Annotated in this window: 18 protein-coding genes and 1 tRNA gene; 12 read left to right on the plus strand and 7 right to left on the minus strand. The window is 53.2% G+C overall.

Annotated elements, in window-relative coordinates; genetic code table 11:
• Window positions 1–2: 2 nt before the first annotated feature.
• Both BUB30_RS06895 and BUB30_RS06900 read right to left on the minus strand, forming a co-directional pair.
• On the minus strand, window positions 3–1,727 hold the full coding sequence (locus BUB30_RS06895) for a M3 family oligoendopeptidase (protein WP_073132205.1): 1,725 nt from the start codon (window positions 1,725–1,727) through the stop codon (window positions 3–5).
• Window positions 1,728–1,920: 193 nt separating this feature from the next.
• Window positions 1,921–2,355 (minus strand): tellurite resistance TerB family protein, encoded by a 435-nt coding sequence (locus tag BUB30_RS06900; RefSeq protein ID WP_143164792.1) that lies wholly within the window; start codon window positions 2,353–2,355, stop codon window positions 1,921–1,923.
• Between the two features lie 222 nt (window positions 2,356–2,577).
• Between BUB30_RS06900 and BUB30_RS06905 the strand changes: the two genes are divergently transcribed.
• Window positions 2,578–3,507, plus strand: coding sequence for an AraC family transcriptional regulator (locus tag BUB30_RS06905; protein ID WP_073132209.1), 930 nt, complete (start codon window positions 2,578–2,580; stop codon window positions 3,505–3,507).
• Between the two features lie 20 nt (window positions 3,508–3,527).
• Here BUB30_RS06905 and BUB30_RS06910 read toward each other — a convergent pair whose 3' ends face one another.
• Window positions 3,528–4,727 (minus strand): THUMP domain-containing class I SAM-dependent RNA methyltransferase, encoded by a 1,200-nt coding sequence (locus tag BUB30_RS06910; protein WP_073134897.1) that lies wholly within the window; start codon window positions 4,725–4,727, stop codon window positions 3,528–3,530.
• 123 nt (window positions 4,728–4,850) lie between these two features.
• On the opposite strand from BUB30_RS06910, the gene purL reads away from it, so the two are divergent.
• The 7 genes from purL (at window position 4,851) to BUB30_RS06945 (ending at window position 12,107) form a co-directional block, all read left to right on the plus strand.
• Window positions 4,851–8,540 (plus strand): phosphoribosylformylglycinamidine synthase, encoded by a 3,690-nt coding sequence (purL, locus tag BUB30_RS06915; RefSeq protein ID WP_073132211.1) that lies wholly within the window; start codon window positions 4,851–4,853, stop codon window positions 8,538–8,540.
• A gap of 81 nt (window positions 8,541–8,621) precedes the next feature.
• Entirely contained in the window at window positions 8,622–9,203 is a 582-nt protein-coding gene (locus BUB30_RS06920; protein ID WP_084137947.1) for a DUF4136 domain-containing protein, read from the plus strand.
• Window positions 9,204–9,290: 87 nt separating this feature from the next.
• A tRNA-Gln gene (locus BUB30_RS06925) sits at window positions 9,291–9,363 on the plus strand.
• Window positions 9,364–9,477: 114 nt separating this feature from the next.
• Window positions 9,478–10,407 carry a ribose-phosphate pyrophosphokinase gene (locus tag BUB30_RS06930; RefSeq protein WP_073132215.1) on the plus strand — a complete coding sequence of 310 codons (930 nt, stop codon included), beginning with the start codon at window positions 9,478–9,480 and terminating at the stop codon, window positions 10,405–10,407.
• 40 nt (window positions 10,408–10,447) lie between these two features.
• A complete protein-coding gene (locus BUB30_RS06935) occupies window positions 10,448–11,116 on the plus strand; it encodes a 50S ribosomal protein L25/general stress protein Ctc (protein ID WP_073132217.1) in 669 nt (222 codons plus the stop codon).
• Window positions 11,117–11,208: 92 nt separating this feature from the next.
• Entirely contained in the window at window positions 11,209–11,769 is a 561-nt protein-coding gene (pth, locus tag BUB30_RS06940) for an aminoacyl-tRNA hydrolase (RefSeq protein WP_073132219.1), read from the plus strand.
• A 20-nt stretch (window positions 11,770–11,789) separates the two neighbouring features.
• Window positions 11,790–12,107, plus strand: a complete 318-nt coding sequence (locus BUB30_RS06945; RefSeq protein WP_073132221.1) for a thiamine-binding protein — start codon at window positions 11,790–11,792, stop codon at window positions 12,105–12,107.
• Between the two features lie 70 nt (window positions 12,108–12,177).
• On the opposite strand, the gene metG is transcribed toward BUB30_RS06945, so the two are convergent.
• Window positions 12,178–14,286 (minus strand): methionine--tRNA ligase, encoded by a 2,109-nt coding sequence (gene metG, locus BUB30_RS06950; protein ID WP_073132223.1) that lies wholly within the window; start codon window positions 14,284–14,286, stop codon window positions 12,178–12,180.
• A 70-nt stretch (window positions 14,287–14,356) separates the two neighbouring features.
• Window positions 14,357–16,396, minus strand: coding sequence for a tetratricopeptide repeat-containing sensor histidine kinase (locus tag BUB30_RS06955; protein WP_143164793.1), 2,040 nt, complete (start codon window positions 16,394–16,396; stop codon window positions 14,357–14,359).
• 206 nt (window positions 16,397–16,602) lie between these two features.
• Between BUB30_RS06955 and BUB30_RS35765 the strand changes: the two genes are divergently transcribed.
• The 3 genes from BUB30_RS35765 to BUB30_RS35080 all read left to right on the plus strand — a co-directional run bounded on the left by BUB30_RS35765 (window position 16,603) and on the right by BUB30_RS35080 (window position 17,197).
• Complete coding sequence (locus BUB30_RS35765) at window positions 16,603–16,734, plus strand: hypothetical protein (protein ID WP_262485785.1); 132 nt, start codon at window positions 16,603–16,605, stop codon at window positions 16,732–16,734.
• 120 nt (window positions 16,735–16,854) lie between these two features.
• Window positions 16,855–16,983 carry a hypothetical protein gene (locus BUB30_RS35770; RefSeq protein ID WP_262485786.1) on the plus strand — a complete coding sequence of 43 codons (129 nt, stop codon included), beginning with the start codon at window positions 16,855–16,857 and terminating at the stop codon, window positions 16,981–16,983.
• A 49-nt stretch (window positions 16,984–17,032) separates the two neighbouring features.
• Window positions 17,033–17,197, plus strand: a complete 165-nt coding sequence (locus BUB30_RS35080) for a hypothetical protein (RefSeq protein ID WP_178377039.1) — start codon at window positions 17,033–17,035, stop codon at window positions 17,195–17,197.
• Window positions 17,198–17,675: 478 nt separating this feature from the next.
• Here BUB30_RS35080 and bioB read toward each other — a convergent pair whose 3' ends face one another.
• Window positions 17,676–18,662, minus strand: coding sequence for a biotin synthase BioB (bioB, locus tag BUB30_RS06965; RefSeq protein ID WP_073132229.1), 987 nt, complete (start codon window positions 18,660–18,662; stop codon window positions 17,676–17,678).
• A gap of 61 nt (window positions 18,663–18,723) precedes the next feature.
• Window positions 18,724–20,493, minus strand: coding sequence for a signal peptide peptidase SppA (sppA, locus tag BUB30_RS06970; RefSeq protein WP_073132230.1), 1,770 nt, complete (start codon window positions 20,491–20,493; stop codon window positions 18,724–18,726).
• A gap of 65 nt (window positions 20,494–20,558) precedes the next feature.
• Here sppA and folK point away from each other — a divergent pair, with 65 nt between their 5' ends.
• A complete protein-coding gene (gene folK, locus BUB30_RS06975; protein ID WP_073134899.1) occupies window positions 20,559–21,047 on the plus strand; it encodes a 2-amino-4-hydroxy-6-hydroxymethyldihydropteridine diphosphokinase in 489 nt (162 codons plus the stop codon).
• The last annotated feature ends 22 nt before the right edge of the window (window positions 21,048–21,069 follow it).

The raw sequence follows: 21,069 nt of genomic DNA on the forward strand, positions 1-21,069 counted from the left end.
GATCAGATCTTCGCCAGTTCCTCCCTTACAAAATCCATCAATTCCTTTATGTAGGCGCGGCTGAAATTGAATTCGATGCCCGCGGCTTTATAGATCTCCGGAATGGAGCGGATATAACCCAGCTTCAACGCGTTCTGATACCCCGCCAAACCCTTCGCCGGATTCTTCCGGAAGTTGCGCCACACGGCAATGGCCCCCAGTTGCGCCATGCCGTATTCGATATAATAGAACGGCACTTCATATAAGTGCAATTGTTTCTGCCAGAGATAATCCTTCGCTGCTTGCAACGACGACCAGTCCGTGACGGTGTCGGCGAACTGATCAAAAATTGCATTCCACTGCTGTGTGCGTTGCTCCAGCGTGTGTTGGGGATGAGTATACAACCAATGCTGAAAGCGATCGATGGTGGCGACCCAGGGCAGGGTCTCGATAATGTCTTCGAGGTGTTCGCGCTTGGCGCGTTTCAATTCCGCTTCATCGGTGAAGAACACATCCCAATGATCCAGCGAGATCAACTCCATGGACATGGAGGCCAACTCGGCTACTTCGGAAGGTGTTGATTTGAATTCGTTTAATTCCAGGTCGCGGGTGAGAAAATTGTGAATGGCATGACCGCCCTCGTGCATGATCGTCACCATGTCGCGCAACGTGGACGTGGCGTTCATAAAAATGAAAGGAACACCGATCTCCGCCAAGGGATAGTTATAGCCACCAGGGGCTTTTCCTTTTCTCGACTCCAAATCCAAATGCCCCATGGCCTTCATGATGGCCAGGCATTGGCCCAGGAAGGGATCGAGACGGTGAAACACTTCAATGGTCTTGTCGGTGAGCTCCTTGCCGCTGGTGAAGGGCTTCAAGGCTTCGCGTCCCTCGGGGTCCACGGCTTTATCCCAGGGTCGCAGCTGGCTTACCCCAAGCGCTTCCTTGCGCTCTTTGGAAAATTTATCGAGGATGGGAACTACTTCGTGCTGGATGGCTTCATGGAAGTCGAAACAATCCTGCGGCGTGTAGTCGAACCGTCCCAGCGCCTTGAACATATAGTCTCTGAAATTGGTAAAATCGGCATTGACCGCCACCTGGTGACGGAGTTTGATGAGCGTAGAGAAAAGATCATTCAACACATCCTTGTCTTGCAAACGCCGCGCACTGATCTTGTGATAGACCTCCTCCCGTTTTGCCCGGTCCGTTGACATCAGGTAGACCGACGCCTGTTGCAAGGTCAACTCCTTACCATCCACTTCAATGGTCATGGCGCCGTTGAGTTGCGCGTATTTTTGTGTTTCGGTGTTGATCTCGGTATACAGCGGCACGTTGGCTTCACGAAATATTTCGATTTCCTTTTTCAGGCTGCGGATCATGATGTCGTACCCTTCTTTGCCCGCCAGGTCGTTCAGATAGGGAGAAGCCGCGGCCTGCTTGTTCAGTTGATCGGCCACGGGCGCCATTTGGGGCTGGATGTTCTCGATAAAATCCTGGTAGCTCTTGCGGTATTCTTCGTTGTCGGTGTAGCAGGTCATGCGGATGTAGCGCCAGGCCATGTCTTCGGCCAGCACCGATTCGATCTCGCTGCGGTCTGAAAACCACTTCTTCAGGTCCTGAACCGAATTCAGTTTGCGTTCCAGCAGGTTGTCGAAAAGCGGTTTCAAAGCTTCCCATGTGGTCACTTTAAAATCTTCGGTCACAAATTTTCGGGTGGGGCGTTGGGGGATCTCGAGCACGTCTGCCATATACTTGATAAGTAGGTTATAGTGATGTTGCACAATGCAACACTGATTTTAAAGCGAAAGGTTCGAAAATAGTAAAAGACTCCAACACTTGCGAATAACCGGTCACGCATCCGAAACCAAGCGCGGCAAAACAAAAAAAGTCTCCCGTGGAAAAGGAGACTTTATAGAAAACCCAAAAGTGGAAACGTAATGCTTACTTGGATTGCACGGTCGACGTACAGATCTCGTCAACAAAGTCGCGCCATTGTATGGAGGTGGGCGTGCCGTTCTCGAACAGCTTGGTCAGGTCGTCCATGACCGAGAGGGGCAATTGGAAGGCCACCAGTATCCCTTTGATGTAGATGATCTCGTTCTCGTTCACCTGGCGGTTGGCATACACCAACTCCATGAGGTCGAACAGCATATTCATGCGGTTGGCCACCGATTCGGGCAAGAACAGGTCGTGTTTGGTCGTATCCTGCAAAAGCTCGTCGATCTGCCACGCTTTCAACCCGCGACGCAGCCCAATGCGGGTGATCAGGGCCTTCTCTTCCGCTTCCAGCGAACCATCGGCCGAAGCAAGCACGATAAGGTTTCTCAGGTAGTTGCGTTTGAAGCTGGAGCGCTGATGTTCAAAAAAGCTGGTCATGGTGTTTGTTGATTTTCGGTTGTTTCCTGACATGTAATGAAAAATCATTCCAAACCCGATCACTTTTGGGAAACTCCAAAAACAGGCCCCAAATGCATGTTTTAGCGGTTTTTTGAGTCCCACTCACTCGCTCCAAAGAGACACGAAGTCCCACAAAAGGTACATTGGTTCCAAAATGGGAAGGGGATAACTTTTCTTTTAGCCTGCTCGTTTGTCCTGGATATGCTCCTCCATCAGTTTCCGGATCTGGCCTGGCTGAAACTACAGGCCGAAAAAAACTTTGCCGACCGGCAGGGCTGGGGTGGCCGGGAGCTACCGCACGAAGGATGGCCCAATGTCGTCCTCCAGGTTTCGGCTGGGGAGACCTGCCGGGACAATATCCGGGGACCGCTTTCACTTTTTATGAACCTGTCCGGCGAAAGCGTAGTGACCACTGGCAAACGACGGGTGGTTGTTCCGGAGGATTTCTTTTTCATTACCAATCCGGATCAATACTATACGCTGGAGATCGAACGCCGTCACACCGCCAAAACATTCAACATCCACTTTGGTGACTATTTTGCCGACCAGGTGCTCCACGCCTTCTCGCCCCCGGAAGGCCACCTCCTCGACCATCCTTTTGAATGCCCGCACGAGCGACTGGAATTCCACAACCGCCTTCATCACCGCAGCGACGCGCTGAATCGCGTCGTTACGGAGATCAGTCAGGCGTCTGAACTCCCCTCCTTATGGTTGGAAGAAAAATTAGCAGACGTGATTTGTCTTTTATTGAACGAAGAAAAGAAACTCCTCTCCCTTCGTGCCGGCCTGCCCGTGCTCAAGTCCTCCACCCGCACCGAGATCTTGCGTCGCCTTCTCAAGGTCACCGACTACATTCATACCCACCTTGACAAAGACCTTTCTCTGGAGCAGCTGTCGCGCATTGCCTGTCTTTCCAAGTTTCATTTCTTGCGTCTGTTCAAAGTGGCTTTCCAGGCTACACCCTATCAGTTCATCAACGCCGAGCGCATTCGCAGGGCGAAAAACATGATGCAACACACCCGGCTTGAAGTACAAGACATTGCCAGGACGTTGGGGTATGAAAATGCAAGCGCCTTTAGCCGAATGTTTTTCCGGCAAGTGGGTGTGTATCCTTCACAACTACGAAGTTGAAAATCGTACGGCCCTGACGATTATTCCTCCGCCTGAGAACTGGCTTCGGTCTTCGGTAGGTTTTGTCTGCGCGTGCCGCCGTAAAGTTCATATTCCAGCAGGCGACAGTCGATCTTCGCGGTAAAAAATTCAATACGTCGCGAGGCTTTCAATCCTATTTTCTTGGCTAAGTCCAGGTTGCCCGTGAAAATATAACCGAGATAACCCTGGCATTTCTTTTTCATAAAATCACCCACGCGCGAGTAAGTCCCCTCCAATTCAGAGATCTCGCCAAGACGTTCACCATATTCCGGGTTGAAATAAACCAAGCCAGGTTTTTCGGGCAGTGCAGTCTCTTCGAAATCACATTGTTGAAATTGTATGAGCGAATCCACGCCGGCATTCTCGGCGTTCACTTTGGAAATTGTCGCTGCATCCAGACTAATGTCGGATGCCACGATGGTGAGCCCCGGCACTTCGATGACCTGGTTTCGAATGGTCTCCAATTCCTTTTGGTACAGGTCGTCGGTATAGCCCAGCACATGCATGAACGAATAGTCGCTCCGGTACAGGCCGGGCACACGTTTCGTCGCCAGCAGGGCGGCCTCTATCGCTACCGTACCTGAACCACACATGGGGTTGATGAACGGCGACACGCGATCCCATTTCGTGGCCATCACCGTGGCGGCCGCGAGCGCTTCCAACATCGGCGCCTTACCTGGAATTTTACGATAACCGTGTTTGGCCAGCGTTTCACCCGAGGTATCGATAAAAACCTCGGCGCGATCGTCTTTCCAATACAAATGGATCACGGCCCCGGTCAGCTCGTTCCCGGAATCAGGACGCTGTCCCGTTTCACTGCGCATGCGATCGACGATGGCGTCTTTCACCTTCACGTTGACAAACATGTTGTTGTTCACGGTCGGATGGTCCACGTTGCTGGTCACGGAGAAATAGCCATCCTTCGCCAGGATCGTCTCCCAGGGCATGCCGTTCAGCACGCGGTACAACACGTCGGGGTGGTTCACCTTGAATTCCTTCAAGGCATAGTGCACCTGGCTGGCACAACGCAGGTTTAGGTTGAGACGGATGCAATCCTTCACGGTGCCCTCCAATTCAACGCCGGTGGGAAACGTGCGCACGGGCACAAAGCCCAGGTCTACCACTTCGCGTTCCAGGTAGGGAGACAATCGTTTGTTGCAGGTGACGATGATGCGGCGGGGTGTCGTGAATATCTTCATGATCGGTGCGCAAACATACCCATACTTTTTCAACTCGCCCAGCCGGGGAAGAATTTGAAATATTCCCTCCCAATCCAGCAAAATGATTCGTATTTTTGCGGCTCAAAATCCTGATCAATCTCCATGATTTTATTCTTCCGTTCGAAGGCCAACACTCTGTACGCGGTTGGTGTGGCGCAGCCTTTGCAAAATTCTGATATTGAGAAACTTACCTGGCTCTTCGGCGAGGCCCAACCCCTGCCCGAAACGCAGGTGGCCGGCTACTTCGTGGGACCCCGCAAGGAAATGATCACCCCCTGGAGCACCAATGCCGTGGAGATCACCCAAACCATGGGCATCGCTGGTATCCAGCGGATTGAAGAATTTTTCGTGGTGAAAGGCGCCGACGCCAAGCACGACCGCATGCTCCAGGTGCTCTACACTGCGCTGGACCAGGACCTCTTCACCATCCACCACTCCCCCGAACCCATCCTGGCGATCGACGACATCGGGGCCTATAGCGCCAAGGAAGGTCTGGCCCTGAACCAAGAGGAAATCGATTACCTGGAAAACGTGAGCCGCGAACTCGGCCGCAAACTCACCGACAGCGAGGTCTTTGGCTTCTCGCAAGTGAACTCCGAACACTGCCGTCACAAGATCTTCAACGGCACGTTCATCATCGACGGCGAAGAGAAAACGTCCACGCTGTTTCAGCTCATCAAGAAGACCTCGAAAGAACACCCCAATTTCATCGTCTCGGCCTATAAGGACAACGTGGCCTTTATCAAAGGTCCCCGCATCGAACAATTTGCTCCTGCACGCCAGGATATCGCCGATTACTTCAAGATCGAAGACATCGACTCCGTGATCTCGGTCAAAGCGGAAACCCATAATTTCCCCACCACAGTAGAGCCCTTCAACGGGGCGGCTACCGGCTCGGGCGGCGAGATCCGCGACCGGCTCGCCGGTGGAAAAGGTTCTCTGCCCCTGGCGGGAACGGCGGTTTACATTACTTCCTATCCCCGGTTGGAAGGCGATCGTCCCTGGGAGAAAAAATTCGAAGCCCGTCCGTGGCTTTATCAAACCCCGGAAGAGATCCTCATCAAAGCATCGGATGGCGCTTCCGATTTTGGTAACAAATTCGGTCAACCCCTCATCGGCGGAAGCGTGCTCACGTTCGAGCATTTTGAAGGCGAAAAAAAATTCGGTTTCGACAAAGTGATCATGCTGGCCGGCGGCGTGGGCTACGGCAAAGAGAAGGACAGCAAGAAAGAACACCTCCAGGCCGGCGACAAGATCGTGTTGCTCGGTGGAGATAACTACCGCATTGGCATGGGCGGCGGCGCCGTATCGTCCGTGGCCACCGGCGAATATGGGAACTCGATCGAGTTGAACGCCATTCAACGCTCCAACCCGGAAATGCAAAAGCGCGTGATGAACGCGATCCGCGCCATGGTGGAGTCGGACATCAATCCCATTGTATCCATTCACGACCACGGTGCGGGCGGCCACTTGAACTGTCTCTCTGAATTGCTGGAGGAAACCGGCGGTGCCGTACACCTGGATAAATTGCCTGTCGGCGATCCGACCCTGTCCGACAAAGAGATCATCAGCAACGAATCGCAGGAGCGCATGGGCCTGGCCATCAAAGCCAAGGACGCCGAGATGCTCCGCACGGTTTCCGCCCGCGAGCGCGCCCCCTTCTATGAAGTCGGCGAAGCCACCGGTGCCCATGAACTCATCTTCGACAAAAAAGGACAAGCGGCAACACCGTTTGATCTGAAGGTGAACCATCTTTTCGGTTCATCCCCCAAAACCATCCTTCGCGATGCCACCCAACCCACCACGTACAGGCCCGTGGAATACGTGGCGGCAAAAATCACGGAATACCTCCATCACGTCCTGCAGCTGGAAGCAGTGGCCTGCAAAGATTGGTTGACCAACAAGGTCGACCGCTCCGTTACCGGCAAAGTGGCCACGCAGCAAACCTGCGGCCCCATACAACTGCCGTTGAACAACGTGGCCGTTATGGCACTTGATTACCTGGGGAACAAAGGGGTAGCGACCGGCATCGGCCATGCACCCGGCGCGGCCCTCATCGACCCGGCGGCAGGCAGCCTGATGGCGATCGCCGAATCGCTGACCAACCTCGTGTGGGCCCCGCTCACGCACGGTCTGAAGGGCGTTTCCCTTAGCGCAAACTGGATGTGGCCTTCCAAAAATAAAGGCGAAGACGCGCGGTTGTACAGCGCCGTGCAGGCCGTGAGTGATTTCAGCATCGCACTGGGCATCAACATCCCGACCGGAAAGGATTCGCTTTCCATGACACAGAAATATCCCAACGGCGATGTGGTGTTTGCCCCAGGCACGGTCATCATCAGCGCGGTGGGAGAAGTGGAAGATATTACCAAGACCGTCTCTCCTGCGCTGCAGCCGGTGAGCGGATCGAAACTGTTATACATCAATCTCTCCCAAGACACATTCAAACTCGGGGGCAGCAGCCTGGCGCAGGTGTTGAACCTGCTCGGCAATGAAACGCCCACCGTGAAGGACGCTGCGTATTTTGCCAAGGGATTTGAAGCCCTACAACAACTCATCCGCAAAGGACTGGTGCTGGCCGGCCACGACATTTCCGAAGGTGGTTTGATCACGGCGTTGCTGGAAATGTGCTTCCCCGTTCCCAACGTTGGTCTCTCGCTGAATGTGGGTGGGCTGGGCGACGACCTGGTGAAGATCCTCTTCAACGAAAATCCGGGGGTTGTCATCCAGGTGAACGACGCCACAACGGTGACGTCCATACTAAACCAGGCCGGCATTTCCGCTTTCGCCCTGGGCACGGTTTCGTCCGAGCGCAAACTATCCCTCCAGCATCCGACGAACACGTTGTCGCTGGACATCGACGCGCTGCGCGACACCTGGTTCAAAACTTCCTTCCTGCTCGACAGCCGTCAGCGTCCCGTTGCGCACGCCACGAAACGTTTTGAGAACTACAAGAAGCATATCCTACAATACAAACTTCAGCCGAAGTTCGACGGGCAATTCAGTACCTATGGCATTGATCCCACGCGCAGAAAGGCCTCTGGTCTCAAAGCGGCGATCATACGCGAAAAGGGGGTGAACGGCGATCGCGAGATGGCCTATGCGCTCTACCTGGCGGGATTCGATGTGAAGGATGTGCACATGACCGACCTGGTGTCGGGCCGCGAAGATCTTTCGGATGTGAAGATGATCGTGTTCGTGGGAGGCTTCTCCAACTCCGACGTGCTGGGCTCCGCCAAAGGCTGGGCCGGTGCTTTCCTCTACAATCCCAAAGCGAAACAGGCGCTGGATAATTTCTATGCGCGTCCCGACACGTTGAGTCTCGGGGTGTGCAACGGTTGCCAATTGATGATGGAGCTCGGCTTGTTGTATCCCGAGTGGAAAGATCACCCCAAAATGCATCACAACGGCTCGGGCAAATTCGAATCCACGTTTATCGCTGTCACCATCCCTGAAAATAATTCGGTGATGCTCGGCAGTATGAAGGGCTCCACCCTCGGTGTGTGGCTCGCACACGGCGAAGGACAGTTCCGCCTGCCCGACGATCGCTCAAAATTTAATGTTGCCGCCGCCTACACACAGAAGGAATATCCGGGCAATCCGAACGACTCAGATTTTGCTACGGCGGCCCTCTACTCGAAAGACGGACGGCATTTGGCCATCATGCCACACATCGAAAGATCGCTTTTCCCTTGGAATTGGGGCTTTTATCCTTCCGAACGGAAAACGGATAAGATCTCTCCCTGGATTGAGCCGTTTGTCAACGCCAGGGAGTGGGTGAAAAAACATTCTTGATTTTCTCAACAAAGGTTCTGGTCATCTGTTGTTCTGGTGTTTGAATAGCCTTATATTCAAATCAGAATAACAGGTGACCCTATGAAGAAGCTATTACCCTCTCTCTCCTTTATCTGCCTGGTTTTTATGGCTAGTTGCCTTGGCTACAAAGAGCTACCGGTGGAGTACGACTACAGCTACAAAGGCAATTTCAAAAAATACAAAACGTTCGACATCATGAAGCCCGCAGGTCCTGCCGATTCGAGCATGACCAACGAAGTGATTGAAAAATCGATCATCCAGCGGATGAAGTTTCTCGGTTACCGACAGAATTCCAATAAGCCTCACCTGATCATCGGTTTCAAAATGTTCGATGACAGCCTCCGTTTCAACGGCTACAATCAGCCCGAAATTGAAGAATGGGTGAAGACGCAAAACGAGAATGTTGACTACGATCCACAGAAATTTGCCATGAGCACGGGCACCTTGCTCATCCAGTTCTACGACCGGCGCCAAAACCGCTCCATCTGGCAAGGCTATGCCACCACCCAATACGGTTCCATCGATTTCAATAACAGTCGCCACCTGCGCAATGCTGTTATTTCCATCCTGGATAAATACCGCTTCTGGGCCGAAGGATTCATGGAAGGCGCCACCGCCACGGCCGAGGAAAAAGACCTCTAAAATTTTAGGCCGGGATTACTATTTCCAAAAAATAATTCTACATTTGCAATCCCAAAATAAGGGTGCCAGTGCCCTTTTTGGCGGTTTTGTCCGATGGTGTAACTGGCAACACGCCTGATTTTGATTCAGGAAAGTCCAGGTTCGAGCCCTGGTCGGACAACGAAAGTAAAATCCCGGTCATTGAGGCCGGGATTTTATTTGTTTGCAAACCGGAGCTTTTTGGAGTCTACGGGCCCGGGGTGCAAGCCGAACGAACGAAAATGGATAATATCCCATGGCGGTAAAGATTTTCAGCGGAAGAGCTACAACCTACCTGGCAGAAAAAATTGCCAATGCGTACGGCGAGCCTTTGGGTGAAGTGAACTATCAGCAGTTCAGCGACGGTGAAATGTCGCCCTTCATCACCGAGTCAGTTCGCGGCCACGAGGTCTTTATCATCCAATCTACTTTTCCCCCCTCCGATCATTTGATGGAACTGTTGCTGATGGTCGACGCCGCCAAGCGTGCCAGCGCCTCCAGCATCAACGTGGTGATCCCTTATTTCGGATATGCCCGCCAGGATCGCAAGGACAAACCCCGGGTGGCTATCGCCGCCAAGCTGATCGCCAACCTCATTTCGGCTGCCGGCGCCAACCGCATCATGGCCTGCGACTTGCACGCCGACCAAATCCAAGGCTTCTTCGACATCCCGGTGGATCACCTGGATGGCTCTTATATTTTTGTGCCCTACCTCAAATCGCTGGGCTTGAGCGACATCATGTTTGCTTCACCCGACGTTGGAGGTATCAAACGCGCCCGCAGCTTTGCCAAGTTCTTTGACGCCGAGCTGGCTGTGTGCGACAAATACCGCAAGGAAGCCAACAAGATCGAGTCCATGCGTCTCATCGGCGAAGTGGAAGGCAAAGACGTGGTCCTGGTAGACGACCTGATCGACACCGCCGGCACCATCTGCAAGGCCGCTGTGCTCCTGAAGGAAAAGGGTGCCAAATCTGTCCGCGCGGTGTGTACCCACCCCGTATTGTCGGGAAAGGCCTATGAAAACATCGAGAACTCGGTGTTGGAAGAATTGGCCGTGAGCGACACGATCCCGCTGAAACAGCAGGCCAGCAAGATCAAAGTACTTTCGGTGTCCACGCTCTATGCCAAGGCCATCCGCAAGATCCACGATAACGAGTCGATCAGTTCACTCTTTATCAAACTTTAACATTCGAATTTTCAATTATCAATTAAATAAATAAACACTTATGAAAACCATTGAGATTATAGGGTATCGACGAGCAAATCTCGGTAAGGCTGGTTCACAAAAATTGAGAGACGAAGGTCTTGTTCCCTGCGTATTGTACGGAGGCAACGAGCAGATTCACTTCTACTCTCCCATGATCCTCTTCCGCGACCTCGTGTACACGAACGAAGCGCACTTTGTGCACATCAACATCGAAGGCCTGGAGGCGCAAGCCATCCTGCAGGAAGTTCAATTCCACCCGGTGAGCGAGATCATCCTCCACGCCGATTTCCTTCGCATCAGCGAAGACAGAAAGATCAAGATGAACATCCCCGCCCGTCTGGTGGGTCAGGCTCCTGGTGTATCCAAAGGTGGTACGCTGGTGCAAAAGAGATCTTCCCTGAAGGTTTACGCTTTCCCGAAAGACATGCCCGATCACATCGACGTAGATGTTACGGCCCTGGATTTCCACCACGCTATCAAAGTTGGTGATATCAAATCCGCCGGCCTGGAGTTCATGGACCCCAAGCAAGCCTCTGTTGCCGTAGTAGAAGTGCCCCGCGCTGCTAAAATGGCTGCTGAAGAAGCTGCTGCCGCTCCTGCGGAAGGTGCCGCTGCTCCGGCTGCTGCTGCCGCCGCTCCCGCTGCGAAGAAAGCTGAAGCCCCTAAGAAAGAAGAAGGCAAGAAGTAATCGCCAAGCGCTTATAAAATTGAAAATCCCCCGGCCAACACCGGGGGATTTTTTGTTTATTGCCATGACCATAATTTTTTCTTTTTTAACGTATGAAATACCTCGTTGCCGGATTGGGGAACATCGGTGCGGAATATGAGCTTACCCGCCACAACATCGGCTTCCTGGTGCTGGACCAACTGGCCGACCAACACAAGGTCGAATTCACGTTGCAGCGCCACGCCGAGACAACCGACTTTCGGTTCAAGGGGAAAACGATCCACCTGATCAAACCCACCACCTATATGAACCTGAGCGGAAAAGCGGTAGCCTACTGGTTGCAGGAGCTGAAGATCCCCAAAGAAAACCTCCTGGTGATCATGGACGACATCGCGTTGCCCTTCGGCAGCCTTCGCCTGCGCCCCAAGGGAAGCTCGGCCGGTCACAACGGACTGAAGAACATCGAACTGCTGCTGAACGGACAAGAGTATGCGCGCCTGCGCTTTGGCGTCGGCAACGCCTTTGGCAAGGGGCAGCAAGCCGACTATGTGCTCAGCAATTTCTCAAAAGACGAATTCAAACAATTGCCTGATCTGATGATCAAGGCCAATGAGATGGTATTGTCGTTCTGCACGCAGGGCGTGGAACGGACGATGAGCCAGTATAACGATTGATCATTTCAAAAAACAACATCATGAAACACCAGGTACACGTGGCGATCCAGGTCGTCCCCATCGCGCAAATCCCCCACTACCCCATCATCGACAAAGCGATCGAGGTTATTGATGCCTCGGGCGTCAACTATCGTGTAGGGGCCATGGAAACGGTTATGCAAGGCGATTATAACACCATCATGGACGTTGTGCGCCGGGCGCAGGAGGCCTGCTTTGAAGCGGGAGCCGATGAGGTGGTAGTGGCCCTGAAGGTGCATGCGCGCAAACGCGGGGACATCACGTGGGAAGAGAAGCTTGAAAAATACGAAGAGGGGCATTTAACCCCTCTCGTGAAATAACTTTAGCGTCCAAAAGTAGCCAGTAGTCAGTAGCCATCTGCCGGGTTTCGGCCGGCGTTGCATGGATTCTTTAACTTACTACGGCGCCGGGCATCACCACTTCGTTCGGTTGTAGTAAGCGCAGTTTTCCGTCGCCGTCTTCGGCCATGAGGATCATGCCTTGCGATTCGATGCCCATCATCTTGCGGGGTGCCAGGTTGGCAATGAGTGTTACTTGTTTGCCTACCATTTCTTCGGGTGTGTAGTGTTTGGCTATTCCGCTCAGCACGGTCCGCTTGTCCACGCCGGTGTCGACCGTGAGTTTTAGCAGCTTGTCGGACTTCGGCATTTTCTCGGCGGTCAGCACGCGGCCGACACGGATATCGAGCTTGGCGAAGTCGTCGAAGGTGACCTCGTTCTTCAGCGGGGTCACCGTGTGGGCCACCGGGTTCATGCTCGCCTTCTTGGCATGCAGTTTTTCCAGTTGACGTGCGATCACCTCGTCTTCTATTTTTTCGAACAGCAACGACGACACCCCCAGTTCATGGCCTTCCGCCAACAGGGTGTCGGAGCCTGCATCGGTCCAGTGGCTGGTCTTCAGGTTCAGCATCTCGTTGATGCGCGCCGCACTGAAGGGCAGGAACGGCTCGGCCGCGATGGCCAGGTTGGCCACAATCTGCAACGCGATGTGCAAAATCGTGCCTACACGTTCCAGGTTGCCTTCGTTCTTCACCAACTTCCACGGTTCAGTGTCGGCCAGGTATTTGTTTCCCAAACGGGCCAGGTCCATCAGGGCGGCCGTGGCTTCGCGGAAACGGTATTGTTCCAACGCCTCGGCTATGCGTCCCGGTTGCTCGCGTAACGCTGCGATCACCGCCTCGTCGATGGGTTGCAACGCACCTTTTACAGGCACCTGGTTGTTGAAATTCTTTTGTGTCAACACCAAAGCGCGATTCACAAAGTTCCCAAAAATGTTCACGAGCTCGCTGTTGTTGCGCGTCTGGAAATCCTTCCAGGTAAATTCACTGTCTTTGGTTTCCGGCAAATTCGTGAGCAGGCTATAGCGCAGCACATCGGGTTTGTCCGGAAAGTCCTCCAGGTACTCGTGCATTTCGATAGACCATCCGCGGCTGGTCGACATCTTGTCGCCTTCCAGGTTCATGAACTCGTTGGCCGGCACGTTGTCGGGCACGATAAACTCACCGTGGGCATGCAACATGATGGGGAAGATGATGCAATGGAAAACGATATTGTCCTTGCCGATGAAGTGCACCAGCTTGGTCTCGTCGTCTTGCCAGTATTTTTTCCAGTCGTCGGCCGCTACGGGTCCGAATTTGCGTTGGGGTTGGGCGTAGACCAATTTGCCCGAGCTCATTTCCTCAAAGAATGCGCGGGTGGCCGAGATGTAGCCGATGGGGGCGTCGAACCAAACGTAGAGCACTTTTCCCTCGGCATCCGGCAGCGGCACCTTGATGCCCCAGTTGAGGTCGCGCGTCATGGCGCGGGGTTGGAGGCCGGCGTCGATCCAGGATTTGCACTGGCCGTAGACATTGGTCTTCCAATCGTCGGCGTGGCCTTTCAGGATCCATTCCTTCAGCCAGCCTTCGTATTGTTCCAGGGGCAGATACCAGTGTTTAGTCTCGCGCAGCACGGGCACGTTGCCGGTGATGGTAGACCTCGGGTTGATGAGGTCGCGCGGGCTCAGCGATGAGCCACACTTCTCGCACTGATCGCCGTAGGCATTGGGATTGCCGCACTTGGGGCAGGTGCCAACGATGTAGCGATCGGCGAGGAAGAGCTTGGCCTCGTCGTCGTAGTATTGTTCCGATACCTCCTCGTTCAGCAGTCCTTTGTTGAACAGCGCAAGGAAGATCTCCTGGGAGGTCTGGTGGTGCAGGGCTTCGCTGGTCCGGTGATAGATATCGAAGGCGATGCCCAGCTTTTGGAAGCAGTCGCGCATCTGGACGTGATATTTGTCGATGATGGCCCGGGGTGTGGTATTCTCTTTTACGGCCTGGTTGGGAATGGCGGTGCCGTGCTCGTCGCTGCCGCAAACGAAAACGACGTCTCTACCCTGCGACCGGAGATAACGAACATAGACATCCGCCGGGATGTAGGCGCCGGCAAGGTGGCCGATGTGTTTGGGGCCGTTGGCATACGGTAAAGCCGCGGTAACGGTGGTGCGTTTAAATGCTTTCATAAAACTGAATAGGCTGCTCCTGGCAGCCTGCAAAGATGATAAGAGAAATGGACCAAAAAAAATTCCGTTGTCAGGCCATATGGGGCACGGCGCGGTCCCACGCCGAGGAAGGAACGGGCGGGAAAATGACGTAGAACTCCGTGTACCCCTCCGGGGTAGTGAGCAACCCAACCTTGCCGCCGATCTTCTCGGTGGCCGTCTTGGTGATATAAAGCCCGATGCCGCCGGTCTCCGAGCGCTCGGAGGCCCGTGAGAACATCTGGAACAGTTTACCGGGGCTGGATTCGCTGATGCCGATGCCGTTGTCGATCACCCTGGCCCGCACCGAGCCGTTCTCGCCCTTTCCGATATGAATGTGGATGAAGGACTGGATGCGCTCCGAATCGTTGTAGAACTTGATGGCGTTGTCGATGAGGTTCTCCAGGACGATCCGCACCAACTCCTTGTCCGACTCGATCTGGAGATCGGGATCGATGAAGGTGTTGATCTGCAATTCCTGCGGCAGGCCCTTTTTCTTTTCCAGCATCAGCACGTCGTTTACGATGACGTTGAAGTCGATCTTCTCGGTGGTGATCTTGGAGTTGTTGATCTGGTTGATGATGACCAGGCGTGTGAGGATGGAGTTGAGGCGTTCGGCGGTGGCGTCGAGCTTCTTCAGGTAGTCGAGAGCCACCGGATCCTTCACGTCCATCAGGGCCACGTTGCACATGCCCTTGAGGCTCGCCAGCGGGCCGCGGATATCATGCGAGGTCTTGTAGATGAAGTTATCCAGTTCGTCGTTTACTTGTTTCAGCGACTGGTTCACGCGCGCCAGGTCGAGCGTCTTTTTGTCGACCTCGTTGTCCAGTTGCCGGTTCTTGATCTCGAGCTCGGCATTTTGTTTTTGGATGACCTCCTTGGCTTCCGACAATTTGGCGTTTACACGTTTAATGTTCCGGTTACCGAATTGGAGCACGAGGATGAGCAACCCGGCCAGCACGGCAATGACCACCACCGCCGCATTGAGGTCCCGTTGCTGTTTGATGGCTTCCTCTTTGGAGGCAATGGTGGCAATGTTCTCGCGCTCGGCAAAATTGGTTTGGATCTTGGCGATACTTTTCACCAGCTCTTCGCTGACGAGACTGTCTTTGAGGTGGATGTAGCGAGACTGATATTTTGAGGCCTGCTCAAAGCTTTCGGTTTTGGTGTAGAGGTGCGAGAACTGCAGGTAGATGTTCATCAGCAGTTCGTTGTATCCCAACTCGGTGATGATGCCCTCGGCCTCCGTGAGCAATTTTTCGGCGGTGACATTGTCGTTCAGGTCGGCGGCGATCTCCGCCATCACCGTCAGGTTTTCGCCCTGGTATAACTTGTCGCCAACACGCCGCGCAATGGCCAGGGAGATGTTGAGGTGTTTGTCGGCTTCGGGCAGATTTTGGAGCCAGAAATAGGAAATGCCAAGGCCGTATTCCCCGGAGATGCGGATGGCGTCGGAACATTTGCCATCGCACGTGATGAACGCCTGCTCCATGCTTTCGCGGGCTTCGATGTAGCGGTGCAGCTTCCCGTAGCAAAGCCCCATGTTGATGTAAAGGGCATCGAGGTCATAGGTGATCCCATTCTCTTTCTTCAGCGCCAGACATTCGTCGTAGTACTTCAACGCCGCCTCGTAGTTCCTCAGTTTAAAATACACCAGGCCGATGTTGTTTAGCGTGATACTGATCTCGGCCTTATTGCCTTCCTCTTGCCGCACCACGAGCGATTGGAAGTGATACTCCAAGGCTTTGTCATAGTCGGCTTGGAAGGTATGTACTATCGCCAGGGCGTTGAGTATTTTTTTGTAGTCCTCCCGGAGGTTGTTGCGGCGTGCGATGGGGAGCACTTCGGTGAGGATGTCGATCGACTCCTGCAGTCTGTCGAGTCCTCTTAGCATCTGGCCCTTCATGCGGGCCATCCGTACAAGCCGCGTGCTGTCACCTAACTTGGTAGCCATTTGATACGCTTCGTCGGCATATCGCAAACACATCTGGTTGTCGATGTCGAAGAGTTCATCGGCGAGCTGTGCCTTTATCTTCAGTATCCGCTGTTCGTCGGGAGCGGTTTGCAGCTCGCTTAGAAGAGAATCTACCACTCGTCTATCTTGGGCCTGCGCGATAAATATGAAAGCACTTCCAAAGAATATTATGAGCGTGAGTTTTACTTCATTGAAAAAGTTATAATACACGAGTGCTGTCCAAAATTTTATTGCGTGAAATAGATCTTTTCTGTATGCCAACTTTGAGTCATCAATTTAGCGCTAAAAACTTATTTAGAAAAAAAAACTTTAACACCCCAGCCATGAAAAAGCTCATATACATCGTAATGCTTTGCATTGTTTCTGCAGGACTGTTCACAGCATGTGCCAAAGAAGAGGTCAAACCCACCAGGGACATCACGGTGGGAGGCGGCCTGTTCTCTGACCCGAAGTGATGTAGGGGCGGCCTGGGTCGTTATTCATCCGGCGTGATTGTCAACAAGTTGGTTGACAAAAACCAAAAAATTAACCAATCCTTTAACAGCATTTATCTAAACCATTAAAATCTTAAAACCATGAAAAAAATTATCTACACCCTGCTTTTTGCCTTCGTTACTTCTATGGCCATCACCTCTTGCACTGAAGAAGAAGTGAAGCCCAAGCAGGAATCTGGCGGCGTTCCCTCTGACCCTAAACAAGCTTAATTGCCCTATAGACCCTAAAGCAGATAAGAACCCTTAACCACTAAAAATTATGAAATCAAAAGTTATATTCCTGATCGCCGGAGCCGCTGTTGTAACACTTTCTTTTACGTTCGTTACCAACACCCGCACGGTGAAAGCAGTATCCACGAACAATTCGTCCAAAGTGTCTCACAATGAGCCTACTGGCGGATTGGTTTCGGAAGACAAATTCTAGTCTCCGAAAAGTGACAGGCATCTTCACCACCACGGTGGGGGTGCCTGTTGTTTTCTAACCCGGGCCCTAAACGACAGTCCGAGAAGTTGCCGGACCGCTCTGAGGACTGCGACGGAAATAGCCCTGCGAGGTGTCCCTTTACCCAGGGATATTTTTCAAATCCCTGTTTCCAGGCCAAAAACGAAATGAAAGGTCAAAGTAGAAAGCTTCGTTTCCTTGGTAACCCCGGCATTTAGTTCAAGTTGATCGTTAACCTTATCTGAGTAGCAATGGGACAGTTTCACCCGAAACCCCCACCCCACTCACCCCCCAGGTACCCCTTGGGTTGCCTTTTAGCCGGTTAATGGTAGGTTGGACCCGTTAAAACGCCAAAAGATTTCCCCTGCCACTGATCTTTCAATGGCTTAGCTGTGTAATGCATTCCACATAAAGTAATACTTTAAGGTCGGTTTTCGGGAAAATCCCTGAAAACCTTACATCACAAAATGTTTAATGTTTGGGCTTCTTTCTTAAACGCCTGGCGGGGTTTGAGCTGTAATTGCTGGAACATTTCCTGGTCTTTTATATAGCCGGGATTGGGCGTGGTCAATAGTTTATCGCCGGCAAAGATGCTGTTGGCTCCGGCCAAAAAGCAGAGGGCCTGCTCTTCGAGGTTCATGCGAACCCGGCCGGCCGACAGACGCACCATGGCTTTGGGCATGATGATGCGCGCTGTGGCAATCATCCGCAGCATTTCCCATACCGATACTTTGGGTTGATCTTCCAACGGGGTGCCTTCCACGGGCACCAATGCATTTACCGGAACAGATTCGGGATGTTCCGGAAGGGTTGCCAATACGTGCAGCATACCGATGCGGTCTTCTTCCAACTCGCCCATGCCGATGATGCCGCCAGAGCAAACGGAGATCTTGGCCTTCCGCACGCTCTCCAGCGTATCCAGGCGATCGTCGTAGGTGCGGGTGGTAATGATGTCGCTGTAGAACTCTTCGCTGGTGTCAAGGTTGTGATTGTAGGCGTACAGGCCAGCGTCTTTCAGTTTCTGGGCCTGTTCGGGGCTGAGCATGCCCAGGGTGCAGCACACTTCCATGCCCATGGTGCTGACGCCTTTCACCATCTCCAGCACTTTGTCGAAGTCGCGGTTGTCGCGCACCTCGCGCCAGGCGGCGCCCATGCAAAACCGGGTGCTGCCGGCTTCCTTGGCCTCGACGGCCTTTTGGAGCACTTCGCTCACTTCCATCAGTTTTTCCACCTTCACTTGCGTGTGGTAGCGCGCCGCTTGCGGGCAATAGGCGCAGTCCTCGGGGCAGCCGCCGGTTTTCACCGAGAGCAAGGTGCAGACCTGCACTTCGCCAGCGTCGTGATATTGACGGTGCACGGTGGCTGCTTCATAAATAAGACTCAGTACAGGTTTGTTGTAAATATCGGCGATCTCTTCCCGCGTCCAGTTATTGCGAATCGTTGTCATGTTTTTATCGAGGTCTGTTCTGGTTAATATTTCGTTGATGTTCTGTTCGTATCCTTATCGATTATTGAATTCTCATTTCAAAGGGCATCCGGGCTTGTGTGCCCTGGTATGATTTGATGTGAAGCCATTGCTGATACAAATAGTATTGCGCGCCCAACTGTTCTTTGAGGGCACCGGTTTCGGCATCGTCCTCATATTGAGCGATCATTTGTTCCAGGAAAGAGGGTTTGTATTGGGGATAGAAGCGCACCTTGTAGTCGTCGGCCACATGAGCGGCGGCAGCGGCGATCTTGACGGCGTCCTGGAAATTTCCAATGATGTCGACCAGACCGCGTTCCTTTGCCTGCGTGCCGGTCCAAACGCGCCCGGAGGCCACCTTCTTGATGTTTTCCACCGACATCTTTCTGCCTTCTGCAGCTTTGGTGGTGAAGGTCTCATACACTTCTTCCGTGCGTTTTTGCCAGATGCTTTTCTCGGTCTCCGTGAGGGGGCGATCGATCGTGATCAGTTGTCCTATTTCACCCGTCTTTATTTCCTCTGAGGTGATGCCAAGCTTATTGTTGAGCAAACCACTGGCGTCATACAGCACGCTGAATACCCCGATGGATCCGGTGATCGTGTGCGGCTGCGCAACGATGGTGTCGCATCCCATGGCCATGTAGTAGCCACCCGAAGCGGCGTAGTCGGACATGGAGGCGATGACGGGTTTCACTTTGGTGGTGAGCGTGATCTCGCGCCACATGGCGTCCGACGCCAGCGAACTACCACCGGGTGAGTTGATCCGCAGCACCACGGCCTTTATTTTATCGTTCTCGCGGGCCTTGCGCATCTCTTCGTTGAAGGACTCGGAGCCGATCACATCTTGTCCGGGGCTGGCTTTGCCCGGAAGGATCGTGCCCTCGGCGACGATGACGGCGATCTCGTTCTTGGATTCGCTGTAGGTGGAGTACGTCTTTTTGTACTTGCTGTATTTAACAAAGGATATCTTGTCTTCGTTGCCCAGGTTGAGGCGCTGCCGGATGGTATGTTGCACCTGGTCGTCATAAGCCAGCGAATCGATGAGCTTGTATTCAACGGCCTGTTGTGCGTTGCGCACCAACATTTTATCGGAGATCTCTTTCAGGTTGGCTTTGGGGATGTTGCGCGCTTCCGACACGCGGGTGACCACCTGGTCATAGATGGAGTTGATCATCTCGGTGAGTTGCAAGCGATTGGCGTCGCTCATTTTTTCCAGGATGAACGGCTCCACAGCACTCTTGAATTCGCCGACGCGGAAAACTTCGGGCTTCACTTCCAGTTTGTCGAAAAGCCGTTTGAAGAACGTGATGTCCACAGCAAGACCGTTGAACTCCACCTCGCCTTCGGGATGGAGATAGATCTTGTCGGCTGCGGAAGCCAGGTAGTAGGCCGACTCGGACAGTCCTTCGCTAAACACGATCACCCATTTTCCGTCCTTTCTGAAATCCAGCAATGCTTCACGAATTTCTTCGATCTCCGTGTAGCCCGCCATGGGTTGGGTGATGGTGATGTAGATGCCTTTGATCTTCGCGTCGTCTTTGGCGTGTTCGATGGCCTGCCGCAGTTGGGCCAGCCCCATCGGGCGCGGCGCGGATCCACCCAAGAACGGGATTCCCGAAAACGGTTCTTCCTTTTCTGTTTCCACGATGGGCGCATCCAAGTCCAGCTTCAACACGGAGTTATCGCTAAACTCCAGCGGCGTTTCCTCGACCGACGACAGTGCGCTGATAAAAATGACCAGCAACACAACAAAAAGTATCATTGCCACGAGGGCTCCCAGACACGAGGATATAAAGGTCTTAAAGAAATTCATACGGGACGATTTAAGTTTTCAAAAGTACATAATACTGCTTCGAATAAAAAAGTATGTTTACGAGCATGAACAACGCTGTTTTTCTTTTGTTGGGCACCAACCTGGGCAACCTGGGTGACAACCTGGCCGCGGCCAGTCACCACATTGGAGAGCGCGTGGGAAAGATCGTGCGTGCATCGTCGCACTATCGCACCGCGGCCTGGGGGAAGACGGATCAACCGGAGTTCTGCAACCAGGTGCTCGAAGTGGAAACGTTTTCCAGCCCGGAAGAAGTGCTGGCCCTGGTGCTGGCCATCGAGGCGTTGCTGGGCCGCGAGCGCAAGGAGAAATGGGGTGAACGGCTGATCGATATCGACATCTTATATTATGGCCATCGTGTCGTCCAATCGCCGGGACTGATCATCCCCCACCCGCATTTACAAAACCGACGCTTCACGCTGGTTCCGCTTTGCGAAATTGCGCCGGAGTTTGTTCACCCGGTGCTGCTCAAAACAAACAGCGAGCTGTTGGAACAATGTCCCGATCAGCTCGCTGTCCATAAAGTTGACGAATGATATTCTTTTGATGGGCTTGACT

This window comes from Chryseolinea serpens (assembly GCF_900129725.1).
GTDB lineage: Bacteria > Bacteroidota > Bacteroidia > Cytophagales > Cyclobacteriaceae > Chryseolinea > Chryseolinea serpens.